17 protein-coding genes and 2 pseudogenes are annotated in these 20,536 nt (G+C 65.0%); 11 read left to right on the plus strand and 8 right to left on the minus strand.

The features are described from left to right. Window positions 1–17: 17 nt before the first annotated feature. The gene (locus ACY8GK_RS10010; RefSeq protein ID WP_462402931.1) at window positions 18–1,037 is read left to right on the plus strand and encodes a DUF4917 family protein; all 1,020 of its coding nucleotides are present in this window, start codon (window positions 18–20) and stop codon (window positions 1,035–1,037) included. A gap of 270 nt (window positions 1,038–1,307) precedes the next feature. Continuing rightward, the gene (locus ACY8GK_RS10015; RefSeq protein ID WP_462402932.1) at window positions 1,308–2,543 is read left to right on the plus strand and encodes a hypothetical protein; all 1,236 of its coding nucleotides are present in this window, start codon (window positions 1,308–1,310) and stop codon (window positions 2,541–2,543) included. A 30-nt stretch (window positions 2,544–2,573) separates the two neighbouring features. Here ACY8GK_RS10015 and ACY8GK_RS10020 read toward each other — a convergent pair whose 3' ends face one another. Further along, window positions 2,574–3,791 carry a class I SAM-dependent methyltransferase gene (locus ACY8GK_RS10020; protein ID WP_196177377.1) on the minus strand — a complete coding sequence of 406 codons (1,218 nt, stop codon included), beginning with the start codon at window positions 3,789–3,791 and terminating at the stop codon, window positions 2,574–2,576. 159 nt (window positions 3,792–3,950) lie between these two features. On the opposite strand from ACY8GK_RS10020, the gene ACY8GK_RS10025 reads away from it, so the two are divergent. Continuing rightward, window positions 3,951–4,784 carry a DMT family transporter gene (locus ACY8GK_RS10025; RefSeq protein ID WP_196177379.1) on the plus strand — a complete coding sequence of 278 codons (834 nt, stop codon included), beginning with the start codon at window positions 3,951–3,953 and terminating at the stop codon, window positions 4,782–4,784. A gap of 43 nt (window positions 4,785–4,827) precedes the next feature. On the opposite strand, the gene ACY8GK_RS10030 is transcribed toward ACY8GK_RS10025, so the two are convergent. The 3 genes from ACY8GK_RS10030 to ACY8GK_RS10040 are packed head-to-tail and all read right to left on the minus strand — an operon-like array spanning window position 4,828 to window position 6,821. Then, the gene (locus ACY8GK_RS10030) at window positions 4,828–5,445 is read right to left on the minus strand and encodes a TPM domain-containing protein (protein ID WP_196177380.1); all 618 of its coding nucleotides are present in this window, start codon (window positions 5,443–5,445) and stop codon (window positions 4,828–4,830) included. A 27-nt stretch (window positions 5,446–5,472) separates the two neighbouring features. Continuing rightward, window positions 5,473–6,219, minus strand: a complete 747-nt coding sequence (locus tag ACY8GK_RS10035) for a TPM domain-containing protein (RefSeq protein ID WP_196177382.1) — start codon at window positions 6,217–6,219, stop codon at window positions 5,473–5,475. After that, window positions 6,219–6,821 (minus strand): LemA family protein, encoded by a 603-nt coding sequence (locus tag ACY8GK_RS10040; RefSeq protein ID WP_196177384.1) that lies wholly within the window; start codon window positions 6,819–6,821, stop codon window positions 6,219–6,221. Before ACY8GK_RS10040 ends, ACY8GK_RS10035 begins: the two co-directional genes overlap by 1 nt. A 183-nt stretch (window positions 6,822–7,004) precedes the next feature. Here ACY8GK_RS10040 and bglX point away from each other — a divergent pair, with 183 nt between their 5' ends. The 5 genes from bglX (at window position 7,005) to ACY8GK_RS10065 (ending at window position 14,780) form a co-directional block, all read left to right on the plus strand. Next, window positions 7,005–9,290, plus strand: coding sequence for a beta-glucosidase BglX (gene bglX, locus ACY8GK_RS10045; protein WP_462402933.1), 2,286 nt, complete (start codon window positions 7,005–7,007; stop codon window positions 9,288–9,290). A 111-nt stretch (window positions 9,291–9,401) separates the two neighbouring features. Then, on the plus strand, window positions 9,402–11,159 hold the full coding sequence (locus ACY8GK_RS10050) for an ATP-binding protein (protein WP_462402934.1): 1,758 nt from the start codon (window positions 9,402–9,404) through the stop codon (window positions 11,157–11,159). Beyond that, window positions 11,153–12,487 (plus strand): sigma-54-dependent transcriptional regulator, encoded by a 1,335-nt coding sequence (locus tag ACY8GK_RS10055; protein WP_196177390.1) that lies wholly within the window; start codon window positions 11,153–11,155, stop codon window positions 12,485–12,487. Before ACY8GK_RS10050 ends, ACY8GK_RS10055 begins: the two co-directional genes overlap by 7 nt. Before the next feature lie 234 nt (window positions 12,488–12,721). Next, a complete protein-coding gene (locus ACY8GK_RS10060) occupies window positions 12,722–14,044 on the plus strand; it encodes an MFS transporter (protein ID WP_462402935.1) in 1,323 nt (440 codons plus the stop codon). A gap of 124 nt (window positions 14,045–14,168) precedes the next feature. Further along, window positions 14,169–14,780: a flavin reductase family protein gene (locus ACY8GK_RS10065; RefSeq protein ID WP_196177394.1), complete on the plus strand. Its 612-nt coding sequence runs from the start codon at window positions 14,169–14,171 to the stop codon at window positions 14,778–14,780. 56 nt (window positions 14,781–14,836) lie between these two features. On the opposite strand, the gene ACY8GK_RS10070 is transcribed toward ACY8GK_RS10065, so the two are convergent. Continuing rightward, window positions 14,837–15,091: a hypothetical protein gene (locus ACY8GK_RS10070; RefSeq protein WP_196177396.1), complete on the minus strand. Its 255-nt coding sequence runs from the start codon at window positions 15,089–15,091 to the stop codon at window positions 14,837–14,839. A 36-nt stretch (window positions 15,092–15,127) separates the two neighbouring features. Continuing rightward, a pseudogene (locus tag ACY8GK_RS10075) lies at window positions 15,128–15,328 on the minus strand (putative quinol monooxygenase); the annotation flags it as partial. On the opposite strand from ACY8GK_RS10075, the pseudogene ACY8GK_RS10080 reads away from it, so the two are divergent. Next, window positions 15,298–15,651: pseudogene (locus ACY8GK_RS10080) on the plus strand (AraC family transcriptional regulator); the annotation flags it as partial. The pseudogenes ACY8GK_RS10075 and ACY8GK_RS10080 sit on opposite strands and share 31 nt — an antisense overlap. 30 nt (window positions 15,652–15,681) lie before the next feature. Here the strand turns inward: ACY8GK_RS10080 and ACY8GK_RS10085 are convergent. Beyond that, window positions 15,682–16,551, minus strand: coding sequence for an isocitrate lyase/PEP mutase family protein (locus ACY8GK_RS10085; protein WP_196177397.1), 870 nt, complete (start codon window positions 16,549–16,551; stop codon window positions 15,682–15,684). Between the two features lie 398 nt (window positions 16,552–16,949). Here ACY8GK_RS10085 and ACY8GK_RS10090 point away from each other — a divergent pair, with 398 nt between their 5' ends. Next, window positions 16,950–18,404 carry an MDR family MFS transporter gene (locus ACY8GK_RS10090; RefSeq protein WP_462402936.1) on the plus strand — a complete coding sequence of 485 codons (1,455 nt, stop codon included), beginning with the start codon at window positions 16,950–16,952 and terminating at the stop codon, window positions 18,402–18,404. A 51-nt stretch (window positions 18,405–18,455) separates the two neighbouring features. Here ACY8GK_RS10090 and ACY8GK_RS10095 read toward each other — a convergent pair whose 3' ends face one another. After that, on the minus strand, window positions 18,456–19,088 hold the full coding sequence (locus tag ACY8GK_RS10095; RefSeq protein WP_196177402.1) for a TetR family transcriptional regulator: 633 nt from the start codon (window positions 19,086–19,088) through the stop codon (window positions 18,456–18,458). A gap of 289 nt (window positions 19,089–19,377) precedes the next feature. Between ACY8GK_RS10095 and ACY8GK_RS10100 the strand changes: the two genes are divergently transcribed. After that, window positions 19,378–20,535 (plus strand): efflux RND transporter periplasmic adaptor subunit, encoded by a 1,158-nt coding sequence (locus tag ACY8GK_RS10100; protein WP_462402937.1) that lies wholly within the window; start codon window positions 19,378–19,380, stop codon window positions 20,533–20,535. Window position 20,536: the final 1 nt, after the last annotated feature.

A 20,536-nucleotide genomic window follows, 5' to 3' on the forward strand; every position in this document is an offset into this window, starting at 1 on the left:
CACGCAGGATTCAGCCCATGTCCCAGACCTCTTCCGACCCCAAGCTGCCCTCCTGGAGCGAGGTCGACGATCGCCACCCGTGCGCAGCCCTGCTGCTGGGAAATGGCGCCAGCCGGGCCCTATGGAAGCCGTTCGGCTATTTCTCCCTGTTCGAACAGGCCCAGCGGGTACGTCACAAGGCGCTGGGGGTCAGCGACCAGGCGCTGTTCAAGGCCTTGGGCACCGAGCTGTTCGAACCGGTGCTCAGCACCTTGAACGCCACGGTGCGTGCCAACGCCGCCCTGGCGATCAATTCGACCGCACCGCTCAACCGTTACTACTCGATCAAAGAAGCGCTGATCCATGCCGTGCGCGCAGTGCATGTACCGTACGCGCTGCTGCCGACCGCCACGCTGGAGCGCCTGAATGCCGAGTTGCAACGCTACCAGCGGGTGTACACCAGCAACTATGACCTGGTCTTGCCTTGGGCCATCCGCCATGCGCCAGCGGGGTTCGCCAGCAGCTTCGACGACCAGGGCTTGTTCGACCTGCGCCGGCCCGCTACGCCTGGCACCCGGGTGTTCTACCTGCACGGGGGATTGCACTTGCTCAAGCACGCCGATGGCAGCACCCGACAGCGCAACGCCGAAGGCAGCGAGCTGCTCGATGGTTTTGCGGTGAACAATCCAGGGGAAGTGCCGTTGTTCGTCAACGAAGCCACGAGCGCGGAAAAGCTCGGCGCCTTGCGTCATAGCGACTACCTGGCATGGTGCCTGGCCGCGCTGGCGGGCGAGCGTGACGGACTATGCCTGCTCGGCCAGCACCTGGACAGCGCCGACCAGCATCTGCTCGAAGCCATCCGCCAGGCGCGTCCCCAGCACCTGGCCATCGGCATCCGTGCGCTTGGCGAGGCGGCGATCGCCAACCAGAAGCGTCATTACCAGGAGCGCTTCCCTGCCGAAGCCGGTGTGCCGCTGCACTTCTTCGATGCCAGCAGCCATCCCCTGGCCGCGAACCACCTGGCCATAGCGGTGCCGGCGACGCGCGCCCGGCGCTGACGCTGGGCTGCAGCTGCAAGCAGGAACCAGGAGCCAGGAGCAGATCGGGTGCAGATCCGCTTTTGCGTGTAGCTTGCGGCTTGCAGCTGCCCCCTGACCGCCGCCGCTGATAAACACACCGTTCTCCAACTACCGCAACTTTCAAGACTCTTCCTACAGCAACCTCCTTTATTAAGCCAGGCTCTACTTATTTCGCCCGAGCGAGATTGACAATGCTGTTCCACGCGGCAAATCTCAGCCGTTCAAAAGTTCACAAGAACCTTCGACCGCATGAGCAAGCACAGACGCTCCGTGGCCTGCATCGTCGATTGCCACGGCCCTGCCCTTTCGTTCGCGCGCCTTCTGAAACATCAAGGATGGCGAGTACTTCATCTCCGTTGCGCCACCACGCCCGAACAGCCAACGCCGGCCTGCACCGAAACTTTCTGCGACACGATCTGGCAACTTCCGCAGCTCCCCTACTGCTCACTGGTCGAACACCTACGTCTGCGCAACACCCACTTCGTGATCGCGGGCGCTCCTGGCGGCGTGGGCCTGGCCGACCAGTTGGCCGCCTCGCTGCGATTGCCAGGCAACCCGCCACGCAGCAGCCAGCGACGGGGCGACCGCCTGGCAATGGCGCAGGCACTTGCCCGGCTGGGCTTGGACACGCCACGACAGAAGCGGGTCGATAGCGAGGCGGCACTACTCGATGGGCTCCAGACGCTGGCGTCACCGGTCGTGGTCAAGCCCGTCGAACCGAGCGGCGAGCGCCGCGCCCGGGTCTGCCACGCCCCGGAGCAGGCGCTCGCGGCTTGGCTTGCCATCGCGAACCGCCACCACGGCCCTGCGCCGGTGTTGCTGCAGGAATTCATCCAGGGACCGCAGTTCCTGATCAAGGTCGTCAGCCTGCATGGCCGGCACCGGGTCACCGAGATCTGGCATGAACAGTGGCGCTGCTCGCCAGGGCGCGCACCCGAACTGGATCATCGGACCCTGGTGCATGGCCACGGTGCGCTGCAGAAGACCCTGATCGACTACCTGTGTAAGGCTCTCGACGCACTGGAAGTGCTCGAAGGTCCCAGCCAGTCCAGGCTGGCACTCACCAGGCGAGGCCCACTGCTGCTCGATACCAGGACCTGCCTGGACCAGCCGAGCCCCATGTCCCTGGTGATCGAAGCGCTTGGCTGCCACCATCTGGCCGTGATGCTCGAACGCTATCTCGATCCACGAGGATTCGCGACCAGCGCCTGCGCCGGCTATGCCTTGACGAGGATCTTGCGCATCGTGAATCTCGGCACGAGCCAGGCCGGGAGCAAGCAGGCGCAGGACGACGACGCACGGCGCCTGCTGGCTAGTCTGCCTTCTTTCCGCCTGCTGCTGCCGGCCGGCGGAAATGCTCCTGGGCCTGCCACCTGGCAGGTCTGCCTGCTGCACGACAGCTTCGCGCAGGTCGAGCAGGACTATCGGCAGATCCGCGCCTGGGAAGACGCCGGCCAGCTGCCGGGCCTGGTGCCAGGGGAATAGCGGACGGCCAGTCCAGGGACCGGCGCCTGGCTAGCGCGGCAGCAGCCCATCGGCCTGCAGCAGCGTCTCCAGGCAATGTTCGCGCACCCCATAGAACTGCTTGAGGGCGGCGATCCGCTCCAGCAGCGCCGGGTCAGCTTCATGGTGGCGCCGCTTGACCGCCAGGATCATCTTGTTCTTGTTGGTATGCTCGAGAGAAATGAATTCGAATACCTTGGTCTGGTAGCCGCAGGCTTCGAGATACAAGGCGCGCAGGCTATCGGTGAGCATCTCGGCCTGCTGGCCAAGATGCAGGCCGTACTGCAGCATCGGCTGGAGCAGGCCGGGGCTGTGCAGTTGCCCACGGATCTGCTTGTGGCAGCATGGCGAGCACATGATGATCGCTGCGTCGCAGCGGATACCGGTATGGATGGCATAGTCGGTGGCGACATCACAGGCATGCAGCGCGATCATGACATCGATGGCCGCCGGTACCACGCTGCGCACGTCGCCGCACTGAAATTGCAGCCCTGGATGCTCCAGGCGTCCAGCGGCAGCATTGCACAGCTCGACCATGTCCTGGCGCAGTTCCACGCCGGTGACCTGCGCTGGGCGGCCGAGGCGATCGCTCAGGTAGTCATGCATGGCGAAGGTCAGGTAGCCCTTGCCCGAGCCGAAATCGGCGACCTTCAGGGTCTGTCCGGAGGCGAGCGGGGCGCTGGCCAACGCATGGTCGAAAACTTCGATGAACTTGTTGATCTGCTTCCACTTGCGCGACATGGACGGGATCAGTGCGCCTTGGGCATCGGTGACACCCAGGTCGCGCAGGAACGGCCGGGAAAGATCCAGGTAGCGCTTCTTCTCGCGGTCATGCGCGGCAGGCGCGGCGTCACGCGCGGGCTGGGCGGCATGGCGCTGGAACATGGCCTTGCCCTTCTTGCTGAAACCCAGCTGGACTTCGCCGTCCATGGTGAACAGATGGGCGTTGCGAAAACTGTCTGGCAGCAGCCCGGCCACATGCTCGCAGGCCTGCGCTAGCGGCAGATTGCGGGTAATATCGCGGGTCTGGTGCCGGTAGGTCAGCGACAGGCAGGCTTGTCCCTTGACCTGCAGCGGCTTGGCGATGATACGTTGCAAGCTCTGGTCGTCGCCGACATGACGCGCCAGTACCAGCTTGACCAGGGTATCGCCCTGCAAGGCTTCGGTCAGCAGGTTCAGAAACTGGGCGCGGGCATCCGGCGCGATGGGGACGGAAGAAGTTGCGGACATGGGAGCTTGGGTGCCTCGAACGACGAAAGCGCGCCAGTGGCGCAGTGTCGGGCATTCTACGTCGATGCAGGACTTGCGCGAAGGGCTTGTCGACAGATGCTGCCCGGTCGAGGCCGTGCATCGTCCTGCACCACCCTTCATCCAGACTGGAAGGAACCGATGTCGCAAAGTGCGTTTGAACTGGTCCTGCTCGCGGCGGCCTTGCATGCTTCATGGAATGCGATCGTCAAGGCAGGCCAGGACAAGTCCCTGACCACGGTACTGGTGACCGGCTCGGCCGCGCTCTGGTCGGCGCTGCTGCTGCCCTTCTTTTCCGCGCCCGCTGCGCCAAGCTGGCCATCGATCGTCGTATCCGCCGCGCTCCAGGTCATCTATTACATGCTGGTCGCACGTATCTATCGCGTCGCCGACATGAGCCAGACCTATCCGCTGATGCGCGGGGTGGCGCCCTTGCTGGTGGCACTGGCCGGGGCGGTGCTGCTGGGCGAGGTGCCTTCGCCCGGCGCGTGGCTCGGCATCGCTGTCATCTGCCTCGGCATCCTGGCCATGCTCGCCGGTGCCCGGCGGCAGAGCCGGGCCGGGTTGCGGCTGGCGTTGCTCAACGCGATGCTGATCGGCACCTATACGCTGGTCGATGGAGTGGGCGTGCGGCTATCGGCGGCGCCGGTGGCCTATACGCTCTGGATATTCCTGCTCAGCGGCGCGGCCATCGCCCTGTGGGCCGGGTCGAGTCGCTGGCAGCAGACCCGCGGCTACCTGCGTGACAACTGGCATCTGGGCATGGTGGGCGGATTCGGCACCCTCGCCTCCTACGGGCTGGCGTTGTATGCCATGACCCTTGCGCCGGTGGCGGTGGTGGCGGCACTGCGCGAAAGCTCGATTCTCTTCGCCACCGGCATTGCCTGGCTGGTGCTCAAGGAGCCGGTGGGACGACTCCGGGCGCTGTCGGTGGGAGTGATCGTGGCCGGGGTGGTGATCTTGCGGCTGGCTTAGGCTTTGTACGAAAAGTGCCTGCGGTGCACGCCGTGGGAGCGGTTCAGCCCAGCACCACCAGCCGGTTCGGCAGTTCATCGCGCGGCTGGGTCAGTGGTACATGCACTTCCAGCAAGGCACCGCATGACTCGATGCATTCGACGAACCCGTCCAGGGTGCGCCCCTGTCGAACCTGCTCGGTAAACCGTGCGACGATGCCGGACCAGGCGTCGTTGTCCAGCTTGCGCGCGATGCCCTGGTCGACCAGTATTTCCACGTAGCGCTCGGCCTCGCTGACGAAGATCAGCACGCCCGTGGCCCCAACCGTGTGATGCAGGTTCAGCTCCAGGAACTGACGACGGGCCAGGTTGGACGCGCGCCAATGCCGCACGCCACGGGGAATCAGCCGGGTCGTCAGGAACGGGATGCGAAACACCAGGCACAGCACCACGAAGGTCAGCCATTGACTCAGCAGCAGCACGTCGACATTCGCCCAGCCCAACAGGTAGTGCAGCATGCCCGGCAGGACCAGCGCCACCAGGCCAGCCCAGAGCAGCGGTATGTACGTGTAGTCGTCGGCCCGCCTGGCCAGCACGGTAACCAGCTCGGCATCGGTACGCTGCTCGACCCGGTCGATCGCTTCGGCCACCTGGCGTTGTTCGTATTCGCTCAGCAATGTCATGCCATCGTCGTCCCGTTGATCCAGTCCTTACCAGCCACCTGAAGAGCCTCCGCCACCGAAGCTGCCGCCACCGCCGCCGAAGCCACCACCACCGCCACCGCCGAAACCACCCGAGCCGCCGAAGCCACCGAAGCCGCCCCCGAAACCGCCACCGCCACCGCCCCGGCGCCGGCCGCTGAAGCCCAGGCCCTGCAGGACGAACACGACGATGACCAGCAGCACCAGAAAGCCAAAGGCCGCCGGTAACGGATGGCGATCGTCTTGCTGACCGGCCAATGCCTGGGACTGGTCCAGGGGTTCGCCCCCGAGTACCTGCAGCATCGCGCTGACTCCGGCCACGATGCCGTCGGCGAACGCTCCCCGGCGAAACGCCGGGGTGATCACGCTGTTGATGATCACCGAGGACTGGGCGTCGGTCAGACGATCCTCCAGGCCATAGCCCACTTCGATGCGCAGGCGCCGCTCCTGGGGCGCGACGAGCAGCAGGGCGCCATTGTCCTTGTCTTTCTGGCCGATCCCCCAATGACGCCCGAGCTGGTAGCCGAACTGCTCGATGCTCTGGCCCTGCAGGTCAGGCAAGGTAACCACGACCACCTGGTCGCCAGTGGCCTTCTCGTGTGCGGCCAGCAGGCCTTCGAGCTGCTGCCTGCGCGCATCGTCGAGCAGGTGGGCGTTGTCCACCACGCGCCCGGTCAGTGCCGGAAATTCCGGGGCGGCGTGCAGGCCTGTGCTGGCCAGCACGGCCAGCCAGACGATGGCGATCAACCGGCGCATCAGAATTTCACTTCAGGCGCCCGGTCGGCGTTCTCGCTGGTAGCCTCGAAGCTCTCGCGGACCTTCAGGTCGCTGTACATCACGCTATGCCAGAGCCGCCCGGGGAAGGTACGGATCTCGGTGTTGTACTGCTGGACGGCGGCGATGAAGTCGCGACGCGCCACGGCGATACGGTTCTCGGTGCCTTCGAGCTGCGATTGCAGGGCCAGGAAGTTCTGGTTGGACTTGAGGTCCGGATAGCGTTCGGACACCACCATCAGCCGGTTCAGGGCGCCGGTGAGCTGGTTCTGGGCCTGCTGGAACTGCTGCAGCTTCCGTGCGTCATCCAGCGTGCTGGCGTCCACCTGGATCGAAGTGGCCTTGGCCCGCGCCTCGATCACCGCGGTCAGGGTTTCCTGCTCCTGGCGAGCATAGCCCTTGACGGTTTCCACCAGGTTCGGAATCAGGTCGGCGCGTCGCTGGTACTGGTTCTGCACCTGGCCCCAGGCTGCCTTGACCTGTTCATCGTACTGCGGGATGTTGTTGATGCCGCAACCTGACAGAAAGCTGCCCAGCAACAACAACAACCACACCTGCGCGGCCCTCGCTCGAATCCCCTGCATGTCCTGCACGCTCCTGAATCACTCTCGATTGATGGTAGATGGGGCATAATCGGTGCCCGACGCTGGATCGGCCGGGTACTATCGGCTAAAAAGACCCCCTGCGAAACTCTACAACAATAGCCGCTTCGCTTGCGAAGGCTCGCGCCCCTTCCGATACGGACCGCGCCTCAGAGAAAATAATTCATGAACAAGCTGTGTTTGCTGGGCCTGCTCGTCGGCCTGGCCAGTCAGTCGGCCGTCGCCGCGACCCCGCCGCTACAGGACAAGGATGCATTCATCGAGCACCTGATCGGGCAGATGACCGTCGAGGAGAAGATCGGCCAGCTGCGCCTGATCAGCATCGGCCCGCAGATGCCACGTGAACGGATTCGCGAGGAAATCGCGGCGGGACGTATCGGCGGCACCTTCAATTCGATCACCCGCGACGAGAACCGTCCCATGCAGGACGCAGCACTGCGCAGCCGCCTGAAGATCCCGATGTTCTTCGCCTATGACGTGGTCCACGGTCACCGTACCCTGTTCCCGATCAGCCTGGGCCTGGCGTCGACCTGGGACCTGGACGCCATCGCCAAGGTCGGGCGCACCTCCGCCATCGAGGCGGCCAGCGACGGCATCGACATGACCTTCGCGCCAATGGTCGACATCGCCCGCGATCCGCGCTGGGGCCGTACCAGCGAAGGGTTCGGCGAGGACACCTACCTGACCTCGCGGATTTCCCAGGTCATGGTCGAAGCGTTCCAGGGCAGCAGCCCGGCCAAGGCCGACAGCGTCCTGGCAGTCGTCAAGCACTTCGCCCTGTACGGCGCGGTGGAAGGGGGGCGCGACTACAACACGGTCGACATGAGCCTGCCGAAGATGTACAACGACTACCTTCCGCCCTACCGCGCCGGCATCGACGCCGGGGCTGGCGGGGTGATGGTGGCGCTCAACTCCATCAATGGCGTGCCGGCCACCTCGAACACCTGGCTGATGCACGACCTGCTGCGCCAGCAGTGGGGCTTCAAGGGCGTGACCATCAGCGACCATGGCGCCATCGAGGAGCTCATCCGCCATGGCGTGGCCCGCGATGGACGCGACGCGGCCAGGCTGGCGCTCAAGGCCGGCATCGACATGAGCATGAACGACTCGCTGTATGGCCAGGAACTGCCGGGGCTGCTCGCCTCGGGCCAGGTCAGCCAGGCCGAGCTGGACCAGGCGGTGCGCGAGGTGTTGGGCGCCAAGTACGAGATGGGCTTGTTCAAGGATCCCTACGTGCGCATCGGCCAGGCCAAGGACGATCCCCAGGACGTCTACGCCGAGCAGCGCCTGCACCGGGACGTGGCCCGGGACGTGGCCCGCCGCAGCCTGGTGCTGCTGGAGAATCGCGCCCAGACCCTGCCGCTGGGGAGGGATCGTGCCATCGCCTTGGTCGGCCCGTTGGCCGATGCACCGATCGACATGATGGGCAGTTGGGCCGCCGCAGGGCGAGCGCGACACTCGGTGACCGTGCGCCAGGGCCTGGAGCGCGCCCTGCAAGGCAAGGGCAAGCTGCTCTACGCCCGGGGCTCGAACGTGACGGGCGACAAGGCGATCATCGACTACTTGAACTTCTTCAATGCCGATGCCCCGGAAGTCATCGACGATCCGCGACCGCCTGCGGTGCTGATCGACGAAGCGGTCAAGGCCGCCCGGCAGGCCGATGTAGTCGTGGCCGTGGTCGGCGAGTCGCGCGGCATGTCCCATGAATCCTCGAGTCGTACCAGCCTGGAGATCCCGGCGACCCAGCGCGAACTGATCAAGGCGCTCAAGGCCACCGGCAAGCCGCTGGTACTGGTGCTGATGAACGGTCGGCCCTTGTCGCTGGCCTGGGAGCGCGAGCAGGCCGATGCGGTCCTCGAGACCTGGTTCAGTGGCACCGAGGGCGGCAATGCGATCGCCGATGTGCTGCTGGGTGACTACAACCCCTCGGGCAAGCTGGCGATCACCTTCCCGCGTTCGGTCGGGCAGATCCCGGTGTACTACAACCACACGAGCATCGGTCGGCCCTTCACGCCAGGCAAGCCAGGCAACTACACCTCGCAGTACTTCGACGAACCCAACGGCCCGCTCTACCCGTTCGGCTACGGCTTGAGCTACAGCCACTTCGAGCTTTCCGAGCTGGCCGTGTCTTCCAGCCAGATCAGCCAAGGCCAGGCGCTCGAGGCCAAGATCACGGTACGCAACGCCAGCCAGCGCGACGGCGAAACCGTGGTGCAGCTGTACCTGCAGGACGTCACGGCGTCCCTGAGCCGCCCGGTGAAGGAGCTCAAGCAGTTCCAGAAGGTGCTGCTCAAGGCGGGCGAGTCGCGGGAGCTGACGTTCAGGATCGACGAGAACGACCTGAAGTTCTACAACGGCCAGTTGCAGCAGGTGGCCGAGCCAGGACGCTTCAACCTGCAGGTCGGCCTGGATTCGCAGCAGGTGCGTCAGGCCGCCTTCGAACTGCTCTAGACACGATGACGCGCTCGACCGGACGCAAGGGCATGAAGTGCCTGGCCGGGACGAGCGTCAGCGCGTGACCTGGTGCCCCGTCACTGTCTCTACCCTGTCAGGTTCGTCCCGATGCCCTTTTCCGCCCGCAGTCTGCGCCTGGCCCTGACCACCTTGCTGATACTGCTCGGCACTGCGCTCTGCGCCGGCTGGGCAATGCGCCAGGCCGAGCGGCAGGCGCTGGAAGCCGATGCACGGCGCGCCGGCGAGCAACTCAAGCTGTACGCCAATGGCCTGCATACCCTGATCGAACGCTATCGGGCCCTGCCGGCAGTGCTGGCCCTGGACCCCGAGCTCATCGCGGCGCTGCGCGGACCGGTGCAAGGCCAGGCGCAAGAGGCGCTCAACCGCAAGCTCGAGCGCATCAACGGCGCGGCGCAATCATCGACCCTGGAACTGCTCGATCGCGACGGCCTGGCCGTGGCCGCCAGCAACTGGCGCCTGCCCACCAGCTACGTCGGTTCCAACTACGGGTTCCGCCCGTATTTCAAGCAGACCCGCAGCCACGGCAGCGGGCGCTTCTATGCCGTGGGCGTGACCAGCGGCGTGCCAGGCTACTTTCTCTCCAGCGCGGTGGTCGACGAGCATGGCGTGTTCCTCGGCGCCATGGTGGTCAAGCTCGAGTTCCCCGAACTGGAGCGCGAATGGCGCCAAGGCCGCGATATCCTGTTGGTCAGTGATGCCCGCGGCATCCTCTTCATCGCCAACCAGGAAGGCTGGCGCTATCGCGAGCTGCGACCGTTGTCGGCTGCCGACCGCGCCGAACTGGCCGCTACCCGCCAGTACGACAGGCAACCCCTGGTGCCGCTGCGACACCGGTTGCTCACGCGCTTGCCGGACAATGCCCGCCTGAGCCGGGTGGAAGGCCCTGGCGGGCCGGCCACCTACTTGTGGCAGAGCCTGCCGCTGGCCGACGAAGGCTGGACGTTGCACCTGCTGCGCGAGCCGCAGGCCGGCGACGATGGCCGCAGTGCCGCCCTGGCTGGCGCGGCAGCCTGGCTGACGCTGGTATTCGCCGGGCTGTTCGTCAGCCAGCGGCTGCGCCTGGCGCGCCTGCGCCAACGCAATCGCGAGTCGCTGGAGCGCCAGGTCCAGGAGCGGACCCAGCAACTGCGCACCGCCCAGGAAGGCCTGGTGCAGTCGGCCAAGCTGGCGGCGCTGGGGCAGATGTCGGCGGCGCTCGCCCATGAACTCAACCAGCCCCTGACCACCCAGCGCATGCAGCTGGAAACCGTGCGCCTGCTGCTCGATCAAGGCCGCCACGAACAGGCCCGCCAGGCCCTGGACCCGCTGGAGCAGATGCTTGCGCGCATGGCGGCGCTGACCGGTCATTTGAAGACCTTCGCCCGCAACAGCCCTGGCGGCCTGCGCGAGCGATTGGACCTGGCCGGCGTGGTGGAGCAGGCCTTGCACCTGCTCGACGGGCGCATTCGCGCCGAAGGGGTCGAGCTGGCACTGTACCTGGCGCGACCGGCCTGGGTACGCGGCGACGCGATCCGGCTGGAGCAGGTCATGGTCAACCTGTTGCACAATAGCCTCGATGCGATGGCTGACAAGCGCTACAGACGTCTGGAGATCCGTATCGAAGCCCAACATGGCGACTGGCATCTGAGCGTGCTGGACACCGGAGGTGGCATCCCTGAAGCGGACCTGGCCAAAGTGTTCGATCCTTTCTTCACCACCAAGCCGGTCGGTGCCGGGCTAGGTCTGGGCCTGGCCATATCCTATGGCATCGTCGCCGAAGCCGGCGGCCGGCTGGAGGCAGCGAACCTGCCCGGTGGCGCCTGCTTGAGCGTGATTCTGCCGCGTGACCTGGAGCCTGCATGTTGAACTCGGTGATCGTCGTCGATGATGAAGCCAGCATCCGCACAGCGGTCGAGCAGTGGCTGAGCCTTTCCGGCTTCCAGGTACGGTTGTTCGCCCGCGCCGAGGACTGCCTCTCGGCCCTGCCAGAGCATTACCCGGGGGTGGTCATCAGCGATGTGCGCATGCCTGGCATGGACGGCCTGCAGCTGCTCGAGCGCCTGCACGCCAGCGATCCGGACTTGCCAGTGATCCTGCTGACCGGACACGGCGATGTGCCGATGGCGGTGGAAGCCATGCGCAGCGGTGCGTACGACTTTCTGGAAAAACCCTTCAGCCCGCAAAGCCTGCTAGGCAGCCTGCGGCGCGCCCTGGACAAGCGCCGCCTGGTGCTGGAGAACCGCCAGCTGCATCTGCAGGCCGACCTCAAGGCACGCCTGGAGGGCACCTTGCTCGGCATGTCGCGCGGCATGCAGCAACTGCGCCGCCAGGTGCTCGACCTTGCCGGCCTGCCGGTCAACGTACTGGTGCGTGGCGATACCGGCAGCGGCAAGGAACTGGTCGCGCGCTGTCTGCACGACTTCGGCCCGCGGGCTGGCAAGCCGTTCGTCGCGCTGAACTGCGCGGCGATCCCCGAAACGCTGTTCGAGGCCGAACTGTTCGGCCACGAAAGCGGCGCATTCACCGGTGCCCAGGGCAAGCGCATCGGCAAGCTCGAGTACGCCGATGGCGGAACGGTATTCCTCGATGAGATCGAAAGCATGCCACTGGCCCAGCAGGCCAAGCTGCTGCGGGTGATCCAGGAGCAGAAGCTGGAAAGGCTCGGCGCCAACCGCAGCATTGGCGTGGACTTGCGGATCATCGCGGCGACCAAGCCGGACTTGCTCGAAGAAGCCCGCGCCGGCCGCTTTCGCGAAGACCTCGCCTACCGGCTGAACGTCGCGGAGCTGCGCCTGGCACCACTGCGCGAGCGGCGCGAAGACATCCCCTTGCTGTTCGAGCATTTTCTCCAGGAAGCGGCCCAGCGCCTGGGCCGGCAGGCGCCCGCACCGAGCGGCGAACAGCTGGCCCGCCTGCTGGCCCATGACTGGCCTGGCAATGTGCGCGAACTGGCCAACGCGGCGCAGCGGCAGGCGCTGGGCTTGGACCCGCCCCACTGGCAAACCGAGTCCGGCACGCGCTCGCTGGCCGAGCAGATGGAAGCGTTCGAGGCGCAATGCCTGCAGGCTGCCTTGCGCCAGCACAAGGGCGAGATCCGCAAGGTGATGGCAAGCCTGGGGCTGCCACGACGCACGCTGAACGAAAAGATGCAGCGCCACGGGCTGGTCAGGGAACGGTTTCTCGACCGGCAGTAGGCGGATTCTTGCCGATGAACCGGTGAATTTGAGCAAGGATCCGCTCATTTGCAGCGAAACTTCGGACACTGGTCAGCCCGACCGCCGCGATCATGACCCCCAGCCAACCCAGTGCTCAGGGCGCCAGGGGAAACCCACCGAGTTCAGTTCAGCCGGCTGGCACAGCTCCTGCAATAACCCCGCCCAGCCGCCTCCCTGGCGCGCCCTAGAAAAACAACGAAAAGGTCATTGCTGATGGACAACACCACCTCCCTGCCCACCGGGGCGGCGGGCGCCACGCCCGTCACCGAAAAGACTACCGCCTCACGGCTCAAATCGATCTTCAGCGGTTCGATCGGCAACATGGTCGAATGGTACGACTGGTACGTCTACGCTGCATTCTCCCTGTACTTCGCCAAGGCCTTCTTCCCGGCCGGCGATACCACGGCCCAGTTGCTCAACACCGCCGCGATCTTCGCCGTGGGCTTTTTGATGCGCCCGATCGGCGGCTGGCTGATGGGCCTGTACGCCGACCGCAAGGGACGCAAGGCCGCGCTGATGGCCTCGGTGCTGTTGATGTGTGCCGGTTCGCTGGTCATCGCGCTCACGCCGGGCTACGAGACCATTGGCGTGGCGGCTCCGATCCTGCTGGTGCTGGCGCGCCTGATGCAGGGCCTGTCGGTCGGCGGCGAGTACGGTACTTCGGCCACCTACCTGAGCGAGATGGCGAGCAAGGACCGTCGCGGCTTCTTCTCCAGCTTCCAGTACGTGACGCTGATTTCCGGCCAGTTGATCGCCCTGGCCGTGCTGATCATCCTGCAGCAGACCCTGACCACCGAACAGCTGTACGCCTGGGGCTGGCGCGTGCCCTTCGTGATCGGCGCCTTGTGCGCGGTGGTGGCGCTGTACCTGCGCCGTGGCATGGAAGAAACCAGCTCCTTCACCAGGAAGAAGAAGTCCGAAGAAAGCCTGATGCGCACCCTGCTGCGTCACCCCAAGGAACTGCTCACCGTGGTCGGCCTGACCATGGGCGGCACCCTGGCCTTCTATACCTATACCACCTACATGCAGAAGTACCTGGTCAACACGGTTGGCATGAGCATCAGCGACTCGACCACCATCTCGGCGGCTACCCTGTTCCTGTTCATGTGCCTGCAGCCGGTGATCGGCGGGTTGTCCGACCGCATCGGCCGACGGCCGATCCTGATCGCCTTCGGCGTGCTCGGGACCCTGTTCACCGTGCCGATCCTCAGTACCTTGCACACCATCCAGACCTGGTGGGGCGCATTCTTCCTGATCATGGCGGCGCTGATCATCGTCAGCGGCTATACCTCGATCAACGCGGTGGTCAAAGCCGAACTGTTCCCGACCGAGATCCGCGCCCTGGGCGTCGGCCTGCCCTATGCGCTGACGGTATCGATCTTCGGCGGCACGGCCGAGTACGTGGCGCTGTGGTTCAAGAGCGTGGGCCTGGAAAGTGGCTTCTACTGGTATGTGACAGGCGGCATCGCCTGTTCCCTGCTGGTGTACGCCACCATGAAGGACACCCGCACCCATTCGCGCATCACCAGCGAGTGAAACGGCGCCTGGCAGGCAGCGGGACATTCCGCTGCCTGCCAGGCGACTGGCCATTTGCACGGCGTCGAACGCTTGGCACACTACGGGCTCGTTCACCTAGAGGAAGGGCCGCGGCCCAGCGCAGATGTACTACTACGAAACCGCCAAAGGCCACGGCCTGCCCCACGATCCGTTCAACGCCATCGTCGGCCCTCGGCCGATTGGCTGGATCGCCTCCCAGGACCGGGACGGCTGCCTGAACCTGGCGCCCTACAGTTTTTTCAACGCCTTCAACTACGTCCCGCCGATCATCGGCTTCTGTAGCGTCGGCCGCAAGGACAGCCTGAACAACATCGAGCAGACCGGAGAGTTCGTCTGGAACCTGGCGACCAGGCCGTTGGCCGAGGCGATGAACCAGAGCTGCACGGCGGTACCGGCAGAGGTGGACGAGTTCGCCATCAGTGGCCTGACCCCGGTGGCTTCGCGCCTGGTCAGCGTGCCGAGGGTAGGCGAAAGCCCCGTGGCGTTCGAATGCAAGGTCAGCCAAATCATCCAGCTCAAGCGCGCCGACCAGGCCCTGGTGCCCAGTTGGCTGGTCCTGGGCGAGGTGGTGGCGGTGCACATTGCCCAACACCTGCTCAAAGACGGTATCTACGACACCGCGGCGGCCGAACCGATCCTGCGCGGCGGCGGCCCCGCCGACTACTTCGAGCTGGGCGCCTTGTTCAAGATGGCCCGGCCGAAGACTCCGGACTGATGTCGCACGGCCGACGCCGGGGCTGCCTTGCAGCCTGGCGTCACGCCTGAAGTCTTTCAGGACGCCTGGGCATCGAGAATCAACCCACCCTCCTCGTCTATCCCCAGCAACCGTTGCAGCTCGACGCTTGCCGCTTCGTCGGCAGCACTTGCGCTGCTGAATACCTGGCCCGGCAGCACCTTGTGGAAGCGAGGCGCGCCCGGTGCGTGCAAACGCTTCACCGCGATCGCGGCATGGTAACCGCCTTCGACCGGAACCATTGCCGAAACCGCCTCGAAGCGGGAAAACGTTCTACGTGCCATCGTGTTCATCCAGACCGGGCAAAGAACGTCATTCTAAGCCATGCCTCAACCCTGGTCGAAGGTATGCAGGTCGAGACTGCTGACGACCTGGATTTGCAGAAGCTCGCTGAAGATCTGCAGGGTCGGCGAAGCGAAATAGCCGCTCATGGCCTGCTGGTCGCGCCGGCTGCCACTGACCAGCCACAGGTCGGGGTCGGCTTGTGAGCGCTGCACCTCGAAGCCCAGGCAGCCTGGCGCAGCCAGCGCTGTACATCATGGTCGAAGGCAACTCGCTGTTGCTTGGCGAGGAACGCTACACCTACGACTCGCTGCACTACATGGTGGTATCGGTGACCTTGCCGCTGAGTGGCGTCAGGCTCGATGCCAGCCCGCGGAAGCCGAGCTTCGGCTTGCGCCTGGAGATCGATCCGGCGCAGCTTGGGCAATGGCTGGCAGAAAGCGCGCCGCTGCCGGTCCCCAGCCTACCCTCCGGGAGAGACCTGTTCGTCGAGCGCACCGATCCATCGTTGCTCGATGCGCTGCTCAGACGCCTGTATGGCGCGCCACCGATTCGCGACATGGCGCGACTGCGTGGCACCTAGCCGGACGACCGGCAGCGGTCACTCCTCGACGCTCATGTATTGCTTGGCCCAGCGGATGTAGTCCTCGGGCTGGGTGTAGGTGTGCGAGAGCTCGGTGGCACTGAGGTTTTCCGAGCGGCTCTGGCGACCGCGCTGCTGGCGCAGGCAATCGTAGGTGGCCTTGATCGCGGCGAAGTAGGCGGCATGGCCGTCGACCACGATGCGTACGCCCAGGTCGGCCAGACGCTTGTCGTCGTTGAGGCTGGGATTGCCATAGGTCACCAGCATCAGTGGCACGCTCAGGCGCTCGGCGATCTTTTCCAGATGATCGAAGTCCTTCACACCGACCATGCAGATCCCGTCGGCCCCGGCACGCTGATAGTCCAGGGTGCGAGCGACCACCTCTTCGAGCGACAGGACCCCGGCATTGGTCCGGGCGATGATCGACATGGCCGAATCGACCCGAGCCTCCAGCGCCGCGCGAATCTTGCCGACACCTTCCTCGATCGAGATCAGGTCGGTGGACTTGCGTCCGAACTGAGCCGGCAGCAAGGTATCCTCGAGGGTGAGGGCAGCCACCCCGGCACGCTCGAGCTCGATCACCGTGCGCATGACATTCAGCGCATTGCCGTAGCCATGATCGGCATCGGCCAGGAACGGCAACTGCGCCACACGACCGATCCGGGTCGCCTGTTCGACGAATTCGCTGAGGGTGATCAGGGCGAAGTCAGGCGCGGCCAGCACCTGCAACGAGGCGACCGAGCCACCGAGGATACCGACCTCGAAGCCCAGGTCCGCGGCGATGCGGGCCGACATTGGATCGAATACCGAGGCGGTGTGATAGCACGAATCCGAGCAAAGGAGTTCGCGAAAGGCGATACGCAAATCGTGATGGGAAGCCTTGGGCATGGTCACTCCGCATTAACAGTGAATTTGAACGGGCTGACTACCGACCCTGGGAGGGCCTACCTGACCTGTTCCAACCGACGCCATCAGGCGGTCATGCTCGACATGCTGGCAGGGGAATAGAAGGTGTGGATTTACAGCGTCTGAACATCTCCGGCGAAAACCTGCGCCATTGTGGTGCAGGCCCCGGAATTCGGCCTTTCAGGCATGGCCACATTACCATGTTGGTTGGCATACCAGAATGAAACCCTTCATGCCGATCCGGCATAGGGAATGCCGCTATTACATAGTTAGCTATCAAACCAGGTAGGATGACCGGGCTTCATGAACAGCGACACGCAAGGCCAGCGACACGTTCGGCCCTGCTCCATCATCGACTTTTTCATTGTCAGGAATCCCGAGTGACTACCGGCCTCGCACCCGACGCACTGCGCAAAGTACTCCTTGCCCTGATGACGGCGATCTTCCTCGGCGCATTGGACCAGACCATCGTCGCCGTGTCGTTGCCTGCCATCTCGACGCAATTGGGCGATGTCGGCCTGCTGGCCTGGGTCGTTTCCGGATACATGGTCGCCATGACCGTGGCCGTGCCGATCTACGGCAAGCTGGGCGACCTGCACGGGCGACGGCGGATGATTCTCACCGGGACCGCCTTGTTCACCCTGGCCTCGCTGTTCTGTGCCGTGGCCCAGGACATGCCGCAACTGATCATGGCCAGGGTGCTGCAAGGCATCGGGGCGGGCGGCATGGTCTCGGTCAGCCAGGCGATCATCGGCGACTTCGTCCCGCCACGCGAGCGTGGACGCTACCAAGGCTACTTCAGCAGCATGTACGCACTGGCCAGCGTGGCCGGCCCGGTACTGGGCGGCGGGCTGACCGAGCACCTGTCGTGGCGCTGGGTATTCTGGATCAACCTGCCGCTGGGCCTGGGTGCCTGGTGGATGCTGCGGCGCGCCCTCGCCCAGATCGAAGCGCCCCACCGCCAAGGCCGGGTCGATTACCTGGGCGCACTGCTGCTGGTCCTGGGCCTGGGCAGCTTGCTGCTCGGCATCACCCTGGTCGGTCAGGGCCATGCCTGGTCATCTACGCCGGTGCTGGCGCTGGAAGCCTGTGCGCTGGTCGGGCTGGCGGCGTTCGTCGTTCACGAAGGACGAACCCCCGAGCCGCTGTTGCCGCTGCATCTGTTCGGCAACCGGGTGGCGGTGCTGTGCTGGTGCACCCTGTTCTTCGCCAGCTTCCAGTCGATTTCCCTGGGCGTGCTGATGCCCTTGCGCTTCCAGGCGGTGACTGGCGCGGGTGCCGACAATGCCGCGCTGCATCTGCTGCCATTGGCGATGGGGTTGCCCATCGGAGCTTTCACCGGTGGACGACTGACGTCGATGACCGGACGCTACAAGCCGCAGATCCTCGTTGGCGCTGCGCTGATGCCATTGACCGTGCTCGGCATGGCCTTGACGCCACCGCAGGCGGCCGTGCTGGGCGCGGTATTCATGCTCGGCACCGGTATCGCCTGTGGCCTGCAATTCCCGACCTCGCTGGTCGGCACGCAGAATGCCGTGCAGGCCAGCCATATCGGGGTCGCCACCAGCACCACCAACCTGTTCCGCTCCCTGGGTGGGGCGGTAGGCGTGGCGCTGATGTCCAGCCTGCTGCTGGCATTGCTGCACGCCGAGGGCCTGGCCACCGACGGTAACCTCCTGCTTGGCAGTCTGCAGGCCGGGCGAAGCGACTTGCAGGTCCAGGCCCATCTGCTGGTCATCTTCCGTGATCTATTGGTGTTCAGCGCCGGGGTTTCGCTGGTAGGTCTGGTGGCAGCCTTGGCGCTACCAGACCGTTCCTTGCGCGGCTACCGCTAGTCGCATCTCGTAATAATCGTGCAACACTTGTTCACAATCCTTCACAAGGTGTCATTTGCGCAGCGCAGGGCTCAAGCGCAACATGTCCAGCCCGGTATCGGCCCATTTTTCCGCGTCACCGAGCAGATCGAAGCTGTCGGGCAGCAACAGCCAGCGACCCACCAGCCCGTCGATATAGGCGAACAGCGCGATGGCCGCGCGGTCGACATCGAGGTCCGCAGGCAACTGGCGGCGGCGTACGGCATTGGCGATAGCGAGCGAGATGTTTTCATGGCACTCGATGATCGAACTCTGTCGCTGCAGGCGGATATCGCACATGTCGTCGGTGAATTCGCACTTGTATTGCAGGATCTCGTTGATCCGGCGCGTGCGCGGATCACGCACCAGTTGCCGCATCAACTGGATGAGCAGCTCTCGCGTGCAGCCCAGCGGGTCCAGTTCGTCCTCGCTCTCGCTGGCGCGGGCGAGCGGATCGAGGGTTTCGTGCAGGCTGTCGAGCAGGGCCTCGACCAGCTCGGCCTTGTTACTGAAGTGCCAGTAGATCGCGCCCCGGGTCACGCCCGCCAGCTCGGCGATGTCGGCAAGCGTGGTTCGCGCCACGCCACGGTTGTAGAAGGCCTTTTCCGCGGCCTCGATGATCTGGCTACGGGTTTCCTGGGCTTCCTCTTTGGTACGACGGACCATGGCAGTACAACCTCATCAGGGTCCAGGCCCCGGTCAGGCGCAGGACGATCTGGCCGAAGCGCCTCTGCGGGGCGTTGTCGGCATGCATTTATCCAGTGCCGCTGCAGTGGCAAGTTCGCCGCTGGCGGTATTTACAAACAACCATGAATGTAAGTATATTCGTTAGTAAGCTATTTATCCACACGACAACGTTTTTCGATGTTCAGCCGCCGCGCGCACGGCGCTGGACCTGAAAAGGTATCTCCACCATCTTTGAGCGTCTCCCTGCTCTTGCGACCCGAGGATCCCCATGCAACTCAAGCCAGCCGTCTCCGCTCTGGTTTCCGCCGTCGCCCTGGCCGCCTTGCTCAGTGGCTGCCAGAAGAACGAGGAAGCAGCGCCACCCGCGCAAGCTCCCAAGGTCGGCGTCGTCACCCTGCAGCAGCAGCCTTTCACCCTGACTTCGGAACTGCCCGGACGCACCAGCGCCTTCCGCGTCGCGGAGGTCCGTCCTCAGGTCAACGGGATCATCCTCAAGCGGTTGTTCAAGGAAGGCAGCGACGTCAAGGCAGGCCAGCAGCTCTACCAGATCGACCCTTCCGTCTATGAGGCCAACCTGGCCAATGCCCAGGCCGACGTGCAGGCCACCCGTTCGCTGGCCGGTCGCTACAAGCAGCTGATCGACGAGCAGGCCGTGAGCAAGCAGGAATACGACGATGCCAACGCCAAGCGGCTGCAGGCCGAGGCGGCCCTCAAGAGTGCCCAGATCGACCTGCGCTACACCAAGGTGCTGGCCCCGATCAGCGGGCGCATCGGCCGCTCGGCGGTGACCGAGGGCGCGCTGGTGAACAGCGGCCAGAGCAACGCCCTGGCCACCATCCAGCAGCTCGATCCGATCTACGTCGACGTGACCCAGTCCACCGCCGAGCTGCTCAAGCTGCGCCGTGATCTGGAAAACGGCCAGCTGCAGCGCGCCGGCGAAAACGCCGCCAAGGTCCAGCTGGTGCTGGAGGACGGCTCGCTCTATGCCCAGGAAGGCCGCCTGGAGTTCTCCGAAGTCTCGGTCGACGAGACCACAGGCTCGGTGACTCTTCGCGCCCTGTTCCCCAACCCTGACCATGTCCTGCTGCCCGGCATGTTCGTTCATGCCCGCCTGCAGGCCGGCGTCAACGAAAAAGCCATCCTGGCACCGCAACAGGGTGTGACCCGCGACCTCAAGGGCAACCCGACGGCCATGGTGGTCAACCAGCAGAACAAGGTCGAGCAGCGTCAACTCAAGGCCAGCCGCACCGTTGGCAACGACTGGCTGATCGAGGAAGGCCTCAATCCCGGCGACCGCCTGATCACCGAGGGCTTGCAGTACGTGCGCCCCGGCGTCGAGGTCCAGGTCGGCGAAGCCACCAACGTCAAGAAGCCGGCCGATCCAGCCCAGGCCAATGCGACCAGCGCAGGCGGCAAAGGGGAGTAAG

This window comes from Pseudomonas sp. Marseille-QA0332, assembly GCF_054950175.1.

Bases quoted from the DNA above. Each gene is read 5' to 3' on its own strand.
- ACY8GK_RS10070 (WP_196177396.1), bottom strand. From the start codon at position 15,091: ATGAACACGATGGCACGTAGAACGTTTTCCCGCTTCGAGGCGGTTTCG.
- ACY8GK_RS10100 (WP_462402937.1), top strand. From the start codon at position 19,378: ATGCAACTCAAGCCAGCCGTCTCCGCTCTGGTTTCCGCCGTCGCCCTG.
- ACY8GK_RS10025 (WP_196177379.1), top strand. From the start codon at position 3,951: ATGTCGCAAAGTGCGTTTGAACTGGTCCTGCTCGCGGCGGCCTTGCAT.
- ACY8GK_RS10030 (WP_196177380.1), bottom strand. From the start codon at position 5,445: ATGACATTGCTGAGCGAATACGAACAACGCCAGGTGGCCGAAGCGATC.
- ACY8GK_RS10040 (WP_196177384.1), bottom strand. From the start codon at position 6,821: ATGCAGGGGATTCGAGCGAGGGCCGCGCAGGTGTGGTTGTTGTTGTTG.
- ACY8GK_RS10055 (WP_196177390.1), top strand. From the start codon at position 11,153: ATGTTGAACTCGGTGATCGTCGTCGATGATGAAGCCAGCATCCGCACA.
- ACY8GK_RS10050 (WP_462402934.1), top strand. From the start codon at position 9,402: ATGCCCTTTTCCGCCCGCAGTCTGCGCCTGGCCCTGACCACCTTGCTG.
- ACY8GK_RS10085 (WP_196177397.1), bottom strand. From the start codon at position 16,551: ATGCCCAAGGCTTCCCATCACGATTTGCGTATCGCCTTTCGCGAACTC.
- ACY8GK_RS10095 (WP_196177402.1), bottom strand. From the start codon at position 19,088: ATGGTCCGTCGTACCAAAGAGGAAGCCCAGGAAACCCGTAGCCAGATC.
- ACY8GK_RS10010 (WP_462402931.1), top strand. From the start codon at position 18: ATGTCCCAGACCTCTTCCGACCCCAAGCTGCCCTCCTGGAGCGAGGTC.
- ACY8GK_RS10065 (WP_196177394.1), top strand. From the start codon at position 14,169: ATGTACTACTACGAAACCGCCAAAGGCCACGGCCTGCCCCACGATCCG.
- ACY8GK_RS10015 (WP_462402932.1), top strand. From the start codon at position 1,308: ATGAGCAAGCACAGACGCTCCGTGGCCTGCATCGTCGATTGCCACGGC.
- bglX (WP_462402933.1), top strand. From the start codon at position 7,005: ATGAACAAGCTGTGTTTGCTGGGCCTGCTCGTCGGCCTGGCCAGTCAG.
- ACY8GK_RS10020 (WP_196177377.1), bottom strand. From the start codon at position 3,791: ATGTCCGCAACTTCTTCCGTCCCCATCGCGCCGGATGCCCGCGCCCAG.
- ACY8GK_RS10035 (WP_196177382.1), bottom strand. From the start codon at position 6,219: ATGCGCCGGTTGATCGCCATCGTCTGGCTGGCCGTGCTGGCCAGCACA.
- ACY8GK_RS10060 (WP_462402935.1), top strand. From the start codon at position 12,722: ATGGACAACACCACCTCCCTGCCCACCGGGGCGGCGGGCGCCACGCCC.